This is a genomic window from Ahniella affigens (genome assembly GCF_003015185.1).
Classification (GTDB): Bacteria; Pseudomonadota; Gammaproteobacteria; order Xanthomonadales; family Ahniellaceae; genus Ahniella; species Ahniella affigens.
This window is the reverse complement of sequence record NZ_CP027860.1, coordinates 5,568,489-5,585,430: the sequence shown is the minus strand read 5'-3', so window position 1 is coordinate 5,585,430 and position 16,942 is coordinate 5,568,489. Positions and strand designations below refer to the sequence as shown.

The window sequence follows — 16,942 nt, the reverse complement described above, 5'->3', positions numbered from 1 at the left end:
GCTCACATGATCATCAAAATTCTTGCGGCAATTGAAGCACCACTGACAGCAAGCAGTGACCCCAAAGAGTCAATGGGACTCGGTTTGATTCTCGACGACTTGGAAAAGCGGCAGATCAAGACCCTGGGGGGTACGCTGGAGTTTCAAATTGACCGGCTGCTTTTGACACACGAGCACAAGTCAACAGAGCTTCGAAATTACCTCAGTCACAACGAACCAAACCAGATTTGGTTGTTTGGTTGCGGCGACGAGAACCTCCCCTCAACGCCATTGGAAAGCGATGTCATCAGCAGCATCTTCGCGCTTATGCAAAGGGGCGTGGGGGTATTTGCAACAGGCGATCACGATACATTGGGTGCCGATCTTTGCGGAAAGATCCCACGCGTACGGCGCATGCGTTACTGGCGGCCAGACAACTTCAGTGTCGAAGACCGTCCGCCCGATACTGATAGCCACCGAGTGGATTCTAGTTGCCCACCACTGCTTCCGCATTTGGACATCAAGCCGGATTATGACGATACGCCAAAACGGGTCTATTTTTCGCAAGACTGGTACATGCCTGGGCAACAATGGGGCGCCGGAGTTCATCCGATTGGTCTGCATCCAGATCTTAAGCGTATCGGATACTTGCCAGACCACAGGCATGAAGGCGCGTGTCGCGTTCCTACGATGACTGAGATGGATGACAGCGCACGATCCAATGAGGATTTTCCGAGTGGTGCCCGATATCAGGTTGTTGCCTATGCCGCACGCACTGGGCTAACACGAGGCAAAGAGACGCATGCCGAAATCTATCCTGTAGTGTCCGCATTCACTGCGCCCACTGAAGGTCGCGTCGTCGTGGACAGCACGTTTCACCACTGGGTGAATGGCAATATCAACGCAGCCATGAATAACAAGAACGCTTGGGCATGGCTGCATATGAGTGAATACGCTGCGAACATTGGGACTTGGCTTGCTCGCGAAACGCGCTGGGTTGATTTGCAACGGCAGAAGGCCTTCGCAATCGCCGCCTATAAGAAGGTCGAAGAGGCAAGAGTCCAGTTCCTCAACGACAATAATGACCAGGCGTTCGGAGACGTATTGCTGGACGTACAGAACGCAACGAAGATCGAATTCGCGCGAGCCGATCTGGATCCCAAAGCTGTCGCGACGCGATTCTTAGAGTTGACCATGCGCTGATGCCGTCGGGGCACCTTTAGCAGCGGGCAACGCCCAAAAGTCGCCACCCCGCCCGCCGTTGTCTATACTCAGGGCAGCCCAACCCGGGCTGCCCGAGAGTACGGTCCAGTGATCGAAGGCCTGCAGCACAGTTTTCCGCCTGACGCCGTGGAATTGGCGTTGGACGATCCTGCGCGGGCTCGGGCGGAAATTGCGGCGCGGCGATCGGACATTTTGGCGCTGTTTCAACGCCGGCGCGGCCTGTTGGCCGAGCATTTCGGCGCATTGGTAGCCGATGCCTGGGATCGGGCGGAATCGGCGCTCTGCTTGAGTCTGGCCCGGCTGGCGATCCGCCACGGGCGCTTTGGGCGCGACTATCACCACTACCATAACGAAGAGCACGCTCTGGAGATCCTGGATCGGCGGATCGAACGGGTCATGCGCGAGCTTGGCATTCGGGCCCTGGGCGGCCTGGATTGGGTTGCGTTGACGCTGTTTGCGACCTGCCACGACCTCCGGCAACGGGAACTGGTCGATTCTGGCCACCCGGTGGGCAGCAACGAGGCCGCCAGCATTGCCGAAACCGAGCGGATTCTGGATCGGTGCGGGTTTGACCGGCAGCGCGACCATGAGCTCTACGTTGCGCTGGAAATCATGATTGCCGGCTCAACCTTCGACGCCCGCCCCACCCCCGTCGACCGGAGCACGTTCAACACGGCCGAAGTCGTCACGACGACCGGCCCCCTGGCGCCGCATCTGGCGCGGGAAATCGAGCGGATCAACCCTGCCTGGCGCCACGAACCGAGCCTGGATCGCGCGATTCGGCTGGCGCTTATTGCGTCGGACCTGGACACCGCCAACGTCGGCGAGAGTTTTGTTGAGCTCTCAGACAGCGGCGCCCGCCTGGCCGGCGAGCGCGAGATGCGGGCCGGTCGCGTCATTGAAAGCGCCGAGGCCGGGCCAACGCTATTGTCGTTCCTGACCACTGGCCAGGAGCGCTATTTCTTTGAATTGCATCGGTTTTGCTCGGATGTCGGCGAGCGGGTCTTCGGCCCGGGCAAAGCCGCCAATGCTGACAAAGTCCGGCAGATTTCAGTCCTGCTCCGAGAGCGCTTCAAAGATCGCCCGGCCGGGTCGTTTACCGGTCGGGATGTGCTCGATGCGCAGCACGAGCTGGTCTGGCAGCTGGCCTGAGCGTTCGGACGACGCGCCGCCTGGTGATCTGGCCGCTAGGACGGCGATACCGGGCCACGAAGCAACAGATTTGGACGGGAGCGATCCGCCGTTTCGTCATCAGGCAACATGATGTCTGGCATCTGCCGGACTGATACGATCAGGCTCTTGTCTCAAGCCTGCTGACTGATATGGACCTGATTGAAGATCTGAAATGGCGCGACCTGATCGCCGACTGCACCGACCTCGATGGCCTGCAAAAGCGGCTGGCCGAAGGTCCGATCACGCTCTATTGCGGCTTTGATCCGACGGCCGACAGCCTGCACGTCGGCCACCTGATGGGCCAGCTGATGATGCGGCGCTTCCAGGCGGCCGGGCATCACCCATTGCCGCTGGCCGGCGGCGCGACCGGGATGATTGGCGACCCGAGCGGCAAATCGGCCGAGCGGAACCTGCTCAGTGCCGAAACGCTCGCGCACAATGTGGCGTGCATCAAAGAGCAGCTCTCGAAGCTGCTCGACTTTGACGCGAAGACCAATCCCGCGCGCCTGGTCGACAACGCGACCTGGACCGTCAACGTCCCGTACATCGAATTCCTGCGCGAAATCGGCAAGCACTTCTCGGTCAACATGATGGTGGCCAAAGACAGCGTGCGTTCGCGGATGGAAAGCGAATCCGGGCTCTCGTACACCGAATTCAGCTACATGTTGCTGCAGGCCTTCGACTTTTACCACCTGCGCAAGGAGCTGAACTGCGAGTTGCAGATTGGTGGGTCGGATCAGTGGGGCAACATCGTTGGCGGCACCGACCTGATTCGGAAAAAGCTGAAGGCCAGCTGCTTTGGCCTGACCTTCCCGCTGATCACCAAGGCCGATGGCACGAAATTCGGCAAGACCGAATCCGGCGCCGTGTGGCTCGACCCGAAGCGCACGAGCCCGTACAAGTTCTACCAGTTCTTCATCAATACCGAAGACAGCATGGTGTCCACCTACCTGCGCAAGTTCACCTTGCTGCCACGCGCCGAGATCGAAGCGCTGGAAGCGAGCCACGCCGCGAACCCCGGCGCACGCGACGCACACCGCGCCCTGGCCCGCGAAGTCACGGCGCTCGTGCACGGCGAATCGGCCCGTGACGACGCCGTGCGCGCCAGCGACATCATGTTCGGCGGTGGGCTTGATGGCATCAGCGAGCGCGTATTTGAAGAAGTGGTCGGCGAAGTACCAACCGTCGACGTCGAAGCCAATACCTTTGCCGAGCCTGGCCTCAACCTCCTCGACGCCTTCGTCAAGAGCGGCCTCGCGCCATCGAAAGGCCAAGCCCGCCGCGACTTGGAAGCAGGCGGCTTGTCTTTGAACAACCAGAAGGTCACCGACGCCCAACTGCAGCTCGGCACGGCGCACTTGCTGTTCGGCCGTTATGTGCTGCTCCGCAAGGGCAAGCGGTCATACGCCGTGTTGCGGGTAGCTGGCGCGTAACGAATGGCTTGCCGATTCTGGAACGGACGCGTGGTTCGCATTGCCGTTGCCACGCCTCCTTCGCATCCGTATCGGCATGTCTTGTGCAGGGCCCGCGGCGCCTATTTGGTTGAATCGGCGCAGAGCGCGGCCAGCTTGTCGTCGTTCCCGCGCAGATGGCTGCTGAAATAGTACCCAAGCAATCCAGCAGCGAGCTTTCGGTCGGATTCACGGGTCAACCAGCGCGCAGCGTCCTGCTGCCAGTGCTGGATACACGAAGACGCTGCGTCGTCGCGATCCGCGCACGCAAGTAGTTGATCGAACGCGTGCCGATACTGTTTGAAGTCGGCGTGACTCATCACGGGGCCATGTCCCGGCACCAGTGTTGCGAAATCCACTGCGTCTAATTCGGCCAAGTGCTTTTGCCAGGATGCTGGACAAGCCGTGTCGAAGAACGGTGCGGGCAAGGTCACGAGATCGCCCGCAGCCAGTACGCGCGTATTCGGCTCATAGAACCACAGATCCGCCTCAGTCGCCGCATGCTTAGCCACGCCGACCTGCAACTCCAAGCCTGCAAAGCGGCGCGTTCCAGCTTCGGCAATCCGCACATCCGGATACAACGCCGGGCCGCTTTCGATGCTCGCAATGTCGGCACGAACCTCAGCTTGTTGGATCGGATCGCCCGGCTGCTTCAGAAACGCCAAGCCGTCCAGACGTGAGCGCGCGAGAAAGCCAGCCATCGCACCTTCGATGGCCGGGCTCGCGTACGCGCGGAGTGTTGGGTACTGTTGACGCAGTCTTGGGTTGCCGCTGATGTGGTCCAGATGCCAATGACTGTTCAAAATCACTGCGACCGGCTGCTTCAAGGCTTCGGCAAAATCGATGATCTGCCGCGTGTGTTCGACGTGGCGTCCGGTATCGAGCACGATCAGGCCATCGGGTGCTTCGAAGACCACCGTGTTGCCATCCGGTTGGCGGCCCTGCGCAAAGGCGCCGGGAATCAGCGTGATGCCCGTTGCGACGGCGACACCCGATTTGCTCGTGGGAACGTCCGTGGCCTCACCGTCCTCATTGGGAAAGCCATACAGCGACCCTTCGATGCTCGCGACCACCAGCGTGTTCCCGGATAGCACCGGCGACCCGGCAATGCCCCATTGGTGGCCGCCGGTATCGGGCATGGGCCAGCGTTGCAGCAAGCGGCCCGTCTTGCGGTCGAGCTTGCTCAACGCTGCCACATGCTTGACGAAATAGGGTGTGCCCCCCGCACTGGCGGCATACACATGCTGGTCCGTCAGCAACGGTGTGCCCCAGGTCCAACCATACACATCGCTGCGCCACAACACGACGCCGTCCTTCAAATTGATCGCACTGACGCGGCGGAGATCGGAGGAACCAACATAGACGATGCCATCGGCGACGACGGGCGTCGATTCAACCCAGGAGCCCCAGAAGTACAATCGCCAATTCAGCGTGCCCGTGGCCGCATTCAACGCATACAAGCCGCCGCCGCGATTGCCGATCAATAGCGTGCCGTCGCTAAGCACGGGCGTGGCATCGATGGCGGCACCGGAATCGAAGCGCCAGACTTCCTGGCCATTGTCTCGGCGCAACGCGTACACGTGATGATCCGTGCTGCCAAAGATCACGCGGTCGCCGTCCACGGCGGCGCCGTTGCGGATACGACCCGCGGTTTCAAAGCGCCACCGTCGTTGACCCGAGCTCGCATCGATCGCGTGAAAGCCACCATCGCCGGCGCCAACGTAGATCGTGCCATCGGCCAATAGCGGTTTCGGTGCCTGCCAGTCCCAGTCGAAGACTTGTGGATGCGGCAACACACGCCCAGCGTCCGCATCACCGAGTGGATAGCGCCAGAGCTCCTTGCCATCGCGGCGACTGAGCTTGAATAGAAAGCCGTTGTCAGCGACAACATAGATGGCAGCGCCATCGATCAGCACATCGCCAAACATCGCACTTCCCATTGGCACCGCCCATTCGAATGCGCCATCCGCGATACGGACAGCATTCAGCACACCGCCGGTCGTGCCAACGTACGCAATGCCATCGGCCACCACCGGTGACGCATACACTTGTCCGCCGAGCCGAGTCTGCCAACGTGGTGCCGGGCCAGTCGGCAACTTGGGCGGCGCCGATGCCGTCGGCAACGCGCGCGCACGCTTGAACTCGGCCTGACTATTCGGCCCAGGATACGTCCCGCGCAACTGTTCGCCTTCGAGCTTCAGATTCAGCGCCAACGCATCGACACTGACCGCGTCGCCCGAACGGCGCACGTCGCCGTCGACGTGCTCATCGAAGTAGTTCGAAATCGGCTGCGTCAGACGCACCTCCAGAGCGCCCGTTGCGGTCTGCCGGAACTCCAACCCGACCTCGATCCGTTCCTTTGCAGTGCCTACCTGGCCCAGCCATTTGCCTTCGATGGGGTCTGGCGCGCTGGCAGCGGCCGTCATGGCGAACAGTATGGCGAACCATGAAGCCAGTCGTGGAAGGGCCTGCTTGCCGAAAATCCCTGTCTTGATCACCACGCCGTCTCCCTTGCGATTCGCACTCGATGGTGAAATCGGGCCAGCCAGCCGACATGTGCTGGAAGCCACCGACTGGGCAACGGGGCAAGTTGGGCAAAGCGGTCGGGATCCACTCACACTCCCTTGACGCTCTGCCTGTGGGGCGTACACTGGGCCGAGCTACTTGGTCAACCCCAGCCACCGTCTCGACCACACAGGGCGCGCACCGCCAAGCGGATGTCGGTGGTTTTGGACCGTTCTATTGCTGCGTTCCATTCATTGGACGGAGGCTGATGCCATGCGCTGGATCAAGCGAATTCTGAAGGGCTTGTTGGTGTTTGTGGCCATGCTGACCGTGCTGTTTGGCGTGCTGGTCTGGCGCGGCGCGGCGGTCTTGAACCAGCACTGGGACATCAATGTTGCCGTGCCAAGTGTGCCCGCCGCCGAGGCCGATATCGTCGAGGGCAAACGGATCGCCACGATTCGTGGCTGCCTTGGTTGTCATGGCGACGATCTGGGCGGGCAGCTGATTGCTGACACACCGATCGGCATGCTGATTGCGCCGAACTTGACCCGCGGCCAGGGCAGTGTGGTCAGCGCCTTTCAGGATGCCGATTGGCAGCGAGCCATCCGGCATGGTGTCGGGCCAAGTGGCCGCGCGCTCCTGGTCATGCCAAGTGATGACAACACCAACATGACGGAAACCGATTTCGCGAATCTGCTTGGCTATCTCAAGAGCGTGCCCGCAGTGGATCGCGACCATCCCAAGATGCAATTGAATCTGCTCGGCAAGGCGCTGTTAGGCGCGGGCCAGCTGCCCTTGTTGGCGGCCGAGCGTATCGATCATACGCAGTTGCCGACCGAGCAGGCGGCCGATGCCAGCGCCGAGCACGGCCGTTATCTGGCGCAAATCTGCACGGGTTGTCACGGCCGCAATTTTGCCGGTGGTCCCATCCCGGGCATGCCTCCCGATCATCCTCCGGCCGCCAATCTGAGCGCTGCCGGCGAGAGTCACAGTTGGACCCTCGCGCAATTCAGCACCACCTTGCGCACCGGCGTTCGCCCCGACGGGCGGCAGATGCTGCCGGACAACATGCCCTGGAATGCGTTCTCTGCCATGAGCGACACGGAGGTTGAGGCGCTGTATCGTTATTTCCAGAGTTTGCCTGCGGCCAACCAGCGCAATTGAAGAGACGTTGCTAACGATCGAACACGACCCATCCAGAATCGTCGGTTCGGGAGCGTTCCAGCATCTCGTATGCCGCCACTTGGATGAGCCCAGAATGCTTGCCTGCTAGAGTGAACGGACGATTCCAGAGCTGCTCACCCCATGTCCCTGACTTCTGCCCGTGTGTTGAAATTGCTGCTCCAGTCGATCGGTGTATGCGCGCTCGCCGGCGCCACGGCAAACGCCGCCGTGCAATGCCCCCAGACCTTGCCGCTCAATGTTCCTGCGACGGGCGAGGGCCTGTACCTGAATCTGGTCACCAACGTTTCCGGGACCACTGAAGCCAGTGTTCCTGGCTTTGATATCAATCCCTATGCCGCCCAGAATTCGGATCCGGTCGGGCAACTGAAGTTCTACTGGGGCTCGGCGGCCACCAATGGCGCCGGCGTGGTCACGTCTGGGGACAGCTACGCGGTGCTGCCACCGGGGCAGCTGATCGGCCCCGCTTCGACCTTTTCGCGTGCCGCGTTCACCGGCGATACCAGTGCCTGGCAAGCGGGCGCGAGCGGCTTTCTGGGCGTGCGCTTCCAGCAGGAACCGGAAAACGCGATCCGCTACGGCTGGATTTTCTTGAGTAGTTCCCCGCCGCTGGGCTTTCCGCTGAACATTCAGGCTTGGTGCTATGAGGACAGCGGGGCGGCGATCACCACCCCGTTGCCTGGCGAAACGCCTTTGTTTGTGGATAGTTTCGAATCCTGAAGCGATTCACGGAAACACTGGACGCGCTGCCCGGGATCACTCGAAGCCATCGCGGAACACACCGCGCCAATCAGGTCCGTCAGACGCAAGATTGTTGCTCTGCTGACTATCGGTCGTGTCGGCGGGCTCAGTGATTGAGGCGATGGCTGAAACCGGCGTCTCCGGGTTAGGTAATGGGGTTGCGGTGAGTTGTATTTGTAAGCTGCTGCCGGCCAATAGGTCCGCCGAGACATTCACTTCGCCCGTGCCGCTGCTCGGGCAGTACGCGCCAACGCTGGCCGTACACGTCCATTGCAGATCGACAAAGTCTCCGCCCAAATCGGTGTGTACGGTTGCACCCTGCACACCCGCAGCGCCGGCATTGCTAACCGTGATGTCATAGGTCACTGGCGACCCACCGTTGACGCCTGTCTGATGGTTGCTGATCGTAATACCGAGATCGGCTACGGTGCTGCTTCTCGGCAACACGCGAATGCTTGGTGACGCGAGTCCCGATCCGACTCGGTTACGCGCCGACACGTTGCAGGTGTGAAACTGGTCATTCGTCAGACTCAACTGAATCGGCGAACTCGAATCAGTCGCGCTCACATTGCCAGGATCACAGCGGACGGTGTAATCGAGCACCGGCGCGCCACCCGTTTGCATCGGTGCGCTGAACTGGATGCTGGCCACACCATTGCCGGCGGTTGCACTGACCGCCATCGGCGCGTCGGGCACCACGGGGTCGATGCGCAGTTCGAACACGCGCGGCACGATCGCGAGTGCATTGATCGCCGAGAAGGTCAGGCTTCGTGGTGGATCGTCCGCTGCTTCCAGTGGTGTGCCGCTGATGGTGCCTGTCCCCGCATCAAAACTGAGACCGTTCGGCAGCATGCCCGCATCGAATGCAAAGATCGGTGCGGGCGCGCCGGTTGCGGTCAGCGTGTACGAATACGGCTGTCCGTACGTGCCTGCTGGCAAGCTCGTGCTGCTGAACTGGGGGGCGACGCCCGGAATGACGATTGCCGAAAACTCGGACGCCGCACTCGGCCCCACACTGTTGATCGCGGTCACCCGGCAGCGGGTTGCGAGCCCGTTGGTCACCTGCACCGTAATCGGTGACGTCGTCCCCGTCCCCACAAAGAGCGCGTGATCGCAGAACACGTTGTAGAACGTGACCGGAGCGCCGTTATCGACCGCGGGGGGATTGAACGAGACGACCACTTGCCCATCGCCCGGCACAATGTTGGTAATCGTTGGTTGGGCAGGAACGCCGGGCAGCACGACCATGCGTGTGAGCACGCTCGCCGTACTGCCGACACCATTGGTCAGGCTAAAAATCGGGAAGTAGGTACCCACGGTGGTCGGCGTTCCAACGATCGCGCCCGCGGCCGGATCAAACCTCAATCCCGGCGGCAGCTCACCATGGATCATGGTGACGGAAGGCCGCGGGGTGCCGGTGACTGGCACCGAGAATGAGTAGGCCTGACCGACGTAGGCAAACTCAGGCTGAATCGCGTCGGGCGAGGGCTCGACGCCGGCATAGCTGACGAACCGGCCGACCGAATACGCCGTGCTGCCGATTGAGTGCGTGCTAAGTACCGAGTTGGTGGTCGTATCGATCACAGTGACTGCACTGCCGACCGCATGCGCCACCCACAAGCGCGTACCATCTGGACTGACATCGAGCCCATACGGGCGTGTATTCACGGGGATGGTTGCGACCACCGCCATCGTGGCGGCATCGACGACCGAAATCGAATTGCCGTTCGAGTTGCTGACATAGATGCGCTGGCTATTGCGACTGACCACGATGGCGTTCGGCGATGAGCCGACGCCGACACTAGAGAGGGCACCAAAGGTATTCGCATCGATCGCCACCAACAGGTTGGCACTGACCGATGCCACGTAGACCCGGTTGCCATCGGGACTCGTGGCAATGGCATAGCTATCCATCGCCGCGGTGAAAGGGCCGAGCACCTGTTGCGTGAACGTGTCTATCACCGAAATCGCGTTGGTGCCCGCATTCGTCACATAGACATAGCGCCCCCCGGGCGACATTGCGATGCCGTACGGAAAGTTGAAGACCGTGTAATTGCGCGTGACGGTGTTCGTACTCGCGTCGATTTCAGAAACCGTGTTGTTGCCGCTGTTCGTCGCGTACACGCGCGCACTGTCGGGCGACACCGCGAGCGACCACGGTGCGGGGCCCACTGGGATCTGCGTGACCACCGCGCGCGTCAGCGTATCAATGACGGTCACCTGATTGAGTGCCTGACCGGCGACATAGACGCGTGCGCCATCCGGACTCGCCGCGACGCCGGATTGCCCCGCCGCAATGCCAATATTCGCAAGCGCCGCACCATTGCTGGCGTTTAACACCGACACGGCTGCTTCGCCAAGCTTTGGAATGAACACCTGGACATCACTGGTGCCGACGATCTGCGCGGGCGATTGCGCCGAACTCGGCCCATCGCCGTTCGCGTTTCGCGCGAATACACTGCATTGTGCGCTGACTTGATTCGGCAGCCCGATCACCGAGATCGGCGAGGTGGTGCCGGTCGCGCTACGACTGCCGCACGTGGCGACGTAAGCCGTGATCGGACTACCGCCATTTGACGCTGGCGGTGAGAACGCAACGCGCATTTGGCCGTTGCCGACGGTGACCGTGCCAATGGTGGGCGCGTCGGGCAGGCTCGCTTTTGGCGCCTCGGTGGCGATCGCAAGTGGCGCCAGCGTCCCGATCGCGAGGCATCCGACAAGCGGAAACAAGCGGAATGTTGCCCGAGCAAGGTGATGCCGAAAAACTTGAATCATGACCGCCAATCCCATTCGCCCGGAGCGGGCTTTATGGGGTTAGCGGAATTCAGGAGTTCGATTTGTCAGAAGTGCCGAAACTTCGGATGGCCCGGCGCCGCCTTGCATACATGGCACTCGGACAATCAAAACGCCCGCAGCATTTTCAGAATCCAATCCTGCAACTTGCCATAGGGCGGTGCAAATAGGCCGGTGGTGTTGAAACGCGATTGATACACGGTGGCTGTGGCCTTCGAGTACGTCTTGAAACTCGCCGTACCGTGATAGGTGCCCATGCCGCTGTCACCCACGCCGCCGACGGGCAGATTCGTATCACCGAAATGCAGCAGGATGTCGTTGACGGTCACGCCACCGGCCACAATCTGGCTCAGGATCTGATCGCGGCGACTGCTGTTGCGGTCGAACAGATAAAACGCGAGCGGCCGCGGCCGTGCCTTGATGATGTTCAAGCAGTCTTCGATCTTCGTGTAGGGCCACAGAATCATCAGCGGCCCGAAGATTTCTTCGTGCATGATCTTGGTGTTGTCGGGTGCGTTGATCACCAAGGTCAACGGCAGAATCCGGCGCGTGGCTGATTCGTAGGATGCGAGCGGCTCAATGCGCGCACCTGCGGCCTTGGCGTCGTCACGCCACCCAGTGAGGCGCTGCCATTGCCGCTCGTTGATTACGGCAGTGTAGTCGCGGGTATGTTCGAAATCGGGGTAAGCCTTCGCGAAACGGGCTTTCAACGCTGCAACCAATTCATCGACTTTGGATTGTTCGACGAACACATAATCGGGCGCAATGCAGGTCTGGCCGGCATTCAGGCACTTGCCGGCAATCAGGCGGTCGGCCGCATGCGCGATCGGATAGTCGGGCGTGATCAATACTGGCGATTTGCCGCCGAGTTCGAGCGTGCATGGGGTCAACGAGGACACACAAGCGGCCATCACCTTGCGGCCGACTTCAGTCGAGCCGGTAAACACCAGGTAGTCGAACGGCAAGCTGGTCATGGCGGACGCCGTGGTGACCCCACCGAGCACGGTGACCACTTGGTCCGGAGTAAACGCCTCGCTCAGCAATTCGGCGATCAAATGGCTGGTCTTGGGGGTGAACTCAGACGGCTTGACCATGACCCGATTGCCGGCCGCGATCGCGCCGATCAATGGGTTCAAGGCCAATTGCACCGGGTAGTTCCACGGTGAGATGACGCCGATTACGCCGAGTGGCTGATAGCGGATCTCGGTGCGGGCCGGCTGAATCGCAGTGCCGACCGGCGGCCGCTCCGGGCGCATATGCCGACGCAAATGCTTGATCTGGAAATCGAGCTCTTTCAGCACGATGTAACCGTCGGCGAGTTCGGACTCATGCCGCGAACGTTGCCCGAAGTCCGCATCCATGGCCTGAATCAGCGCCGGCAGTTTGGCCTCGAACACGACGCGCAGCTTTTTCAGGCTGGCGAGGCGCTCTTGATAATCGGGCGTGTGCGACCGGGACGCGGCACGCAGACGCTCGAAGCTCTCCTGCAATTCGCTACGCGAGGATTCCGATTTGATGACTTGCAGATTCGCGGCCATGGTTCACGCTCCTGGGGCGCTGATTGTGGCGCCATTTGCGGGGAGACCGCTATGGTTGATCCGACATTTCACCCAATCCACCTCTCGTCACCCCGGACTTGATCCGGGGTGGGTTCGACGTTTTTTCGGTCATACGGAGATGTGCTGTAACAACGAAATTTGCTCTGCCCCAACGTTTTCACACAGTCTGACAGGCACGAAGTCGGGAATGCCGCCAGATTGAACCTCACCCCGGATCAAGTCCGGGGTGACGAGTCGCGAGCGTGTCCGCCGAGGCAGAACCGGTGCTTCCGGCGCCAGTAGGGAGCGGTTTCCCATTGATACCCAATCCACCTCTCGTCACCCCGGACTTGATCCGGGGTGAGTTCGACGTTTTTTCGGTCATACGGAGACTGTGCTGTAACAACGAAATTTGCTCTGCCCCAACGTTTTCACACAGTCTGGCAGGCACGAATTCGGGAATGCCGCCAGATTGAACCTCACCCCGGATCAAGTCCGGGGTGACGAGTCGCGAGCGTGTCCGCCGAGGCAGAACCGGTGCTTCCGGCGCCAGTAGGGAGCGGTTTCCCATTGATACCCAATCCACCTCTCGTCACCCCGGACTTGATCCGGGGTGGGTTCGACGCTTTTTCGGTCATACGGAGACTGTGCTGTAACAACGAAATTTGCTCTGCCCCGACGTTTTCACACAGTCTGGCAGGCACGAATTCGGGAATGCCGCCAGATTGAACCTCACCCCGGATCAAGTCCGGGGTGACGACAATAGGGGGCTGTCAGCACAAGGCGCGGCTGGCGCCGGGGTAGGGTTCTAGTCTGCGCCGTGCTACCGACGACGGTCACTACCGCAATGCCCGCAGGTATCGCCCTGCGCCGATACTCAGGCCTTCTTTTCCGGCTTCGCCACGCGAATGTGCAATTCCTGCAACTGCTGCTCCGGCACCACGGACGGCGCCGAGGTCATCAGGCAGGTCGCCGACGCGGTCTTCGGGAACGCAATCACGTCGCGGATCGATTCCGTGCCGACCATCAGCGCCGAAATGCGGTCGATGCCGAACGCAATGCCACCGTGCGGCGGCGCGCCGTACTTCAAGGCATCGAGCAGAAAGCCGAACTTCAACTCGGCCTCTTCGGTGCTGATACCGAGCAGGTCGAACACCGCGCTCTGCATGTCCGGGCGATGGATACGAATCGAGCCGCCGCCGATCTCATTGCCGTTCAACACGCAGTCGTAGCCGCGGCTGACCGAGGTCAGCGCATTCGCCTTCAGATCAGCGATGTCGTCGATCTTTGGCACCGTGAACGGGTGATGCAGCGCGACGTAGCGCTTGGCTTCGTCGTCGTACTCGAACATCGGGAAGTCGGTGACCCAGAGCGGTGCCCAGCGGTTCGCAACTAAGCCCATGTCCTTACCGACCTTCAAGCGCAGCGCGCCCATGAAGTCGGAGACGATCTTGTACGGGCCCGCGCCGAAGAACAGCACGTCGCCCTGTTGTGCGCCGACGGCCTTGAAGATGCCATCGATCGCTTGATCGTCGAGGAACTTGACGATTGGCGACGTCAGTCCTTCGCGGCCCTTGCTCAGGTCGTCGATGCGAATCCAGGCCAGACCCTTGGCGCCGTACTTGGCGACGTAGAGGCCGAGGTCATCGAGCTGCTTGCGGGTCATCTCCGCGCCATTCGGCACGCGCAGACACGCCACGCGACCACCTGGGTCTTTGGCCGGACCCGAGAACACCTTGAACTCGACATGCTTGACCGCTTCCGCCACGTCGATCAGTTCCAGATCAATCCGGAGGTCCGGCTTGTCCGAGCCATAGCGACGCATCGCATCGGCATAGGTCATGCGCGGGAACGGATTGGCCAGTTCGACGTCAACGACGGTGCGGAACAGATGGCGGATCATGTCCTCAACGGTGTCCTGCACATCGCGCTCTTCAACGAACGCGAACTCCATGTCGAGCTGGGTGAATTCCGGCTGGCGATCGGCGCGCAGGTCTTCATCGCGGAAGCAGCGGGCGATTTGGTAATAGCGATCCATGCCGGCCATCATCAGCAACTGCTTGAACAGCTGCGGCGATTGCGGCAGGGCGTAAAACTCGCCTGGATGCACGCGGCTCGGCACCAGATAGTCGCGCGCGCCTTCCGGCGTGGCCTTGGTCAGGATCGGTGTTTCGATGTCTTGGAAGCCACGCGCATCGAGGAAGCGACGGATTTCCTGCGTCAGCTTCGTGCGAATGCGCAGCGCCTTCTGCATGAACGGGCGGCGGATGTCGAGGTAGCGGTACTTCAGGCGCACGTCTTCGCCCGGCGTGTCGTCCATCATGAACGGCAGCGGCGCGGCGGCGTTCAGCACTTCGACGGTTTCGGCGACGACTTCAATCTTGCCGGTGCGGAGCCGCTCATTGACCTGCGAGGCCGGGCGCGCGCGGACCGTGCCCGTGATGCGCAGGCAGAACTCGTAGCGCACCGATTCAGCGGCCTTGAAGCCAGCTTGGTTGTCCGGCTCGATGACCGTCTGCACCAGGCCTTCGTGATCACGCAGATCGATGAAGATCACGCCACCATGATCGCGCCGCGTATTCGCCCAGCCGCACAAGGTGACGGTTTGCCCGATCAGGGATTCATCGACAAGACCACAATTATGACTACGCATGACCTGCTCCAGAGACACGATTCGGCGCGTACCACTAGGGCGGTGCGCCGGGTAAAAAGGGGGAAAACAGCCCGCCATGCTAAAACGGCAGGGCTGGAACGCGCAAATCACCCCTGATTTGGCCTGTTTTTAGCCACGCTTTGGGCCTGCCACCCTTACCCCAAACATCGCCCAAGGCATTGTTCTTGTTGTCATTCCAGCAAGAACTGGAATCCACTTTGTGGCGCAATCGGGTGACGAAAGCCAGCCGGGATGCCATTTTTCCAGACTATGTGGAAACAACCTCGCCAGCCACCATGATGCGGCGATACGCCGCCGCAATGGCGCTCTGTTCGTTGTCGTCATCCCGACGAAAGTCGGGACCCAGGGCAATCTCGCGACTGTGTCGCAAGTACTCTGGGTCCCGACTTTCGTCGGGATGACGACTTTGGGGAAGCCCCGCAATCTACTAACGTTTCCACACAGTCTATTTTCCTGGCGTGGCGGCAGTCGGCACGCGGCACGCGGCACATTGGTTCGAGGCGCGCAGTTTGATTTGCGAATTGACGCACCCTCGGTGCGATCAGAACGCACCTCGAAAATCTTCCCGCCGGGGCGCGACCCAAAGTTGGGTTTGCAGATTCTCGTGCCTGAACGCAAATTCGCGCAAAACGTCGCCATTACCGTTCTTCGACGGGCGCTAGGCGCAGAAACTGCCCGATACCATCACGTCACAGCATGTGCTGACTACTTGGGTGGAGACTCCGATGCGCATTTTTTGTGTTCTGTTTTGTCTGCTTTGGACCAGTTGCTCGCTTGCCAATGAGCTGGTCACAAACGACACGATCAAACAAATGGTTGAACTTGGCCTCAACGAAGAAATCATCTTGGCCAAGATTGATGCAGGTCCCAGCCGGTTCGATACCAGCACTACGGCTCTGGCCGATCTGCAAAAGGCCAAGATCCCCAATCCGATCATCGCGGCGATGATCTCGGCGGGCAGCAAACCCGCGGGCCCGGCGGCCAGCACGGCACCGGCGCATCCGCTCGCAACGCTGATGGGCGCAGGCGGCACCAATGCGGGTTCGGAAAGTCAGTTCTATGTCGGCCCGGACGATAACCTGCAGCGCATTACGCCGACGAAGGTGGTGAAGGAAATCTCTCGCCGCAAAGCCTGGATTCCGTATTACGGCGCCTTTGCCCAACCTGAGCTATTCATCTTCATTGACGGCGCTGTCTCCAAGAACGCGGTCGAGAGTCACGAGTTGCAGTTCCGGACGTCACTGGATCCACTCAATATCCGACTCGTGAATCTGGGCCTGCACAAGAAGCGGCAGGATCGCTTCATTGTTTTCCAAGGTTCGTATAGCGACCGGGAGATCCAGTTCAACACCGAGCAGGACGAGACCGGACTTTATGTCCTGACATTCAACGAGCCGCTGAAGCCCGGTCAATACGCATTTCTCTACAACCCGGGGTCGGCTTCAGGTAGTTTCTGGAACATGTTCTACGATCAGGCCGGAACATCGTTTGCATTCGACTTTGCGATCGACGGCTGACGATAAACGTACACCGATAGACGGAATCCGGGGCCGCCAGGCCCCTGGCGCCAACGCCCGGTAGCGCTCAATCTGGCGGGCCTTGCCTTACGCTGGCGGCATTCCCGGGGCACGGCTGTATCCCGCGCTCAGTGATTCAGACCCCAACCCACCCGACGGTTTTGG

The 16,942-nt window shown here is 60.8% G+C and carries 10 protein-coding genes; 6 read left to right on the top strand and 4 right to left on the bottom strand.

All coding sequences use genetic code 11. The annotated features are described in order from the left end of the window. The first annotated feature begins 6 nt into the window (after nt 1-6). From C7S18_RS21585 to tyrS, 3 genes are all read left to right on the top strand, one after another. Nucleotides 7-1,182 carry a hypothetical protein gene (locus C7S18_RS21585; RefSeq protein ID WP_106893523.1) on the top strand — a complete coding sequence of 392 codons (1,176 nt, stop codon included), beginning with the start codon at nt 7-9 and terminating at the stop codon, nt 1,180-1,182. A gap of 108 nt (nt 1,183-1,290) precedes the next feature. After that, nucleotides 1,291-2,355, top strand: a complete 1,065-nt coding sequence (locus tag C7S18_RS21580) for a hypothetical protein (protein ID WP_106893522.1) — start codon at nt 1,291-1,293, stop codon at nt 2,353-2,355. A 170-nt stretch (nt 2,356-2,525) separates the two neighbouring features. Next, entirely contained in the window at nt 2,526-3,809 is a 1,284-nt protein-coding gene (gene tyrS / locus C7S18_RS21575; protein ID WP_106893521.1) for a tyrosine--tRNA ligase, read from the top strand. A gap of 101 nt (nt 3,810-3,910) precedes the next feature. On the opposite strand, the gene C7S18_RS21570 is transcribed toward tyrS, so the two are convergent. Then, nucleotides 3,911-6,253 carry an outer membrane protein assembly factor BamB family protein gene (locus C7S18_RS21570; RefSeq protein WP_146152063.1) on the bottom strand — a complete coding sequence of 781 codons (2,343 nt, stop codon included), beginning with the start codon at nt 6,251-6,253 and terminating at the stop codon, nt 3,911-3,913. A 352-nt stretch (nt 6,254-6,605) separates the two neighbouring features. Between C7S18_RS21570 and C7S18_RS21565 the strand changes: the two genes are divergently transcribed. Continuing rightward, the gene (locus C7S18_RS21565) at nt 6,606-7,496 is read left to right on the top strand and encodes a cytochrome c (RefSeq protein ID WP_106893519.1); all 891 of its coding nucleotides are present in this window, start codon (nt 6,606-6,608) and stop codon (nt 7,494-7,496) included. A gap of 141 nt (nt 7,497-7,637) precedes the next feature. Then, nucleotides 7,638-8,234, top strand: coding sequence for a hypothetical protein (locus C7S18_RS21560; RefSeq protein WP_106893518.1), 597 nt, complete (start codon nt 7,638-7,640; stop codon nt 8,232-8,234). Between the two features lie 36 nt (nt 8,235-8,270). Here C7S18_RS21560 and C7S18_RS21555 read toward each other — a convergent pair whose 3' ends face one another. From C7S18_RS21555 to aspS, 3 genes are all read right to left on the bottom strand, one after another. Continuing rightward, nucleotides 8,271-11,030 (bottom strand): YVTN family beta-propeller repeat protein, encoded by a 2,760-nt coding sequence (locus C7S18_RS21555; protein ID WP_170113421.1) that lies wholly within the window; start codon nt 11,028-11,030, stop codon nt 8,271-8,273. Nucleotides 11,031-11,155: 125 nt separating this feature from the next. After that, nucleotides 11,156-12,586 carry a coniferyl aldehyde dehydrogenase gene (locus C7S18_RS21550; protein WP_106893516.1) on the bottom strand — a complete coding sequence of 477 codons (1,431 nt, stop codon included), beginning with the start codon at nt 12,584-12,586 and terminating at the stop codon, nt 11,156-11,158. 877 nt (nt 12,587-13,463) lie between these two features. Further along, nucleotides 13,464-15,239, bottom strand: coding sequence for an aspartate--tRNA ligase (gene aspS / locus C7S18_RS21545; RefSeq protein WP_106893515.1), 1,776 nt, complete (start codon nt 15,237-15,239; stop codon nt 13,464-13,466). 746 nt (nt 15,240-15,985) lie between these two features. On the opposite strand from aspS, the gene C7S18_RS21540 reads away from it, so the two are divergent. After that, on the top strand, nt 15,986-16,777 hold the full coding sequence (locus tag C7S18_RS21540; protein ID WP_106893514.1) for a hypothetical protein: 792 nt from the start codon (nt 15,986-15,988) through the stop codon (nt 16,775-16,777). Nucleotides 16,778-16,942: the final 165 nt, after the last annotated feature.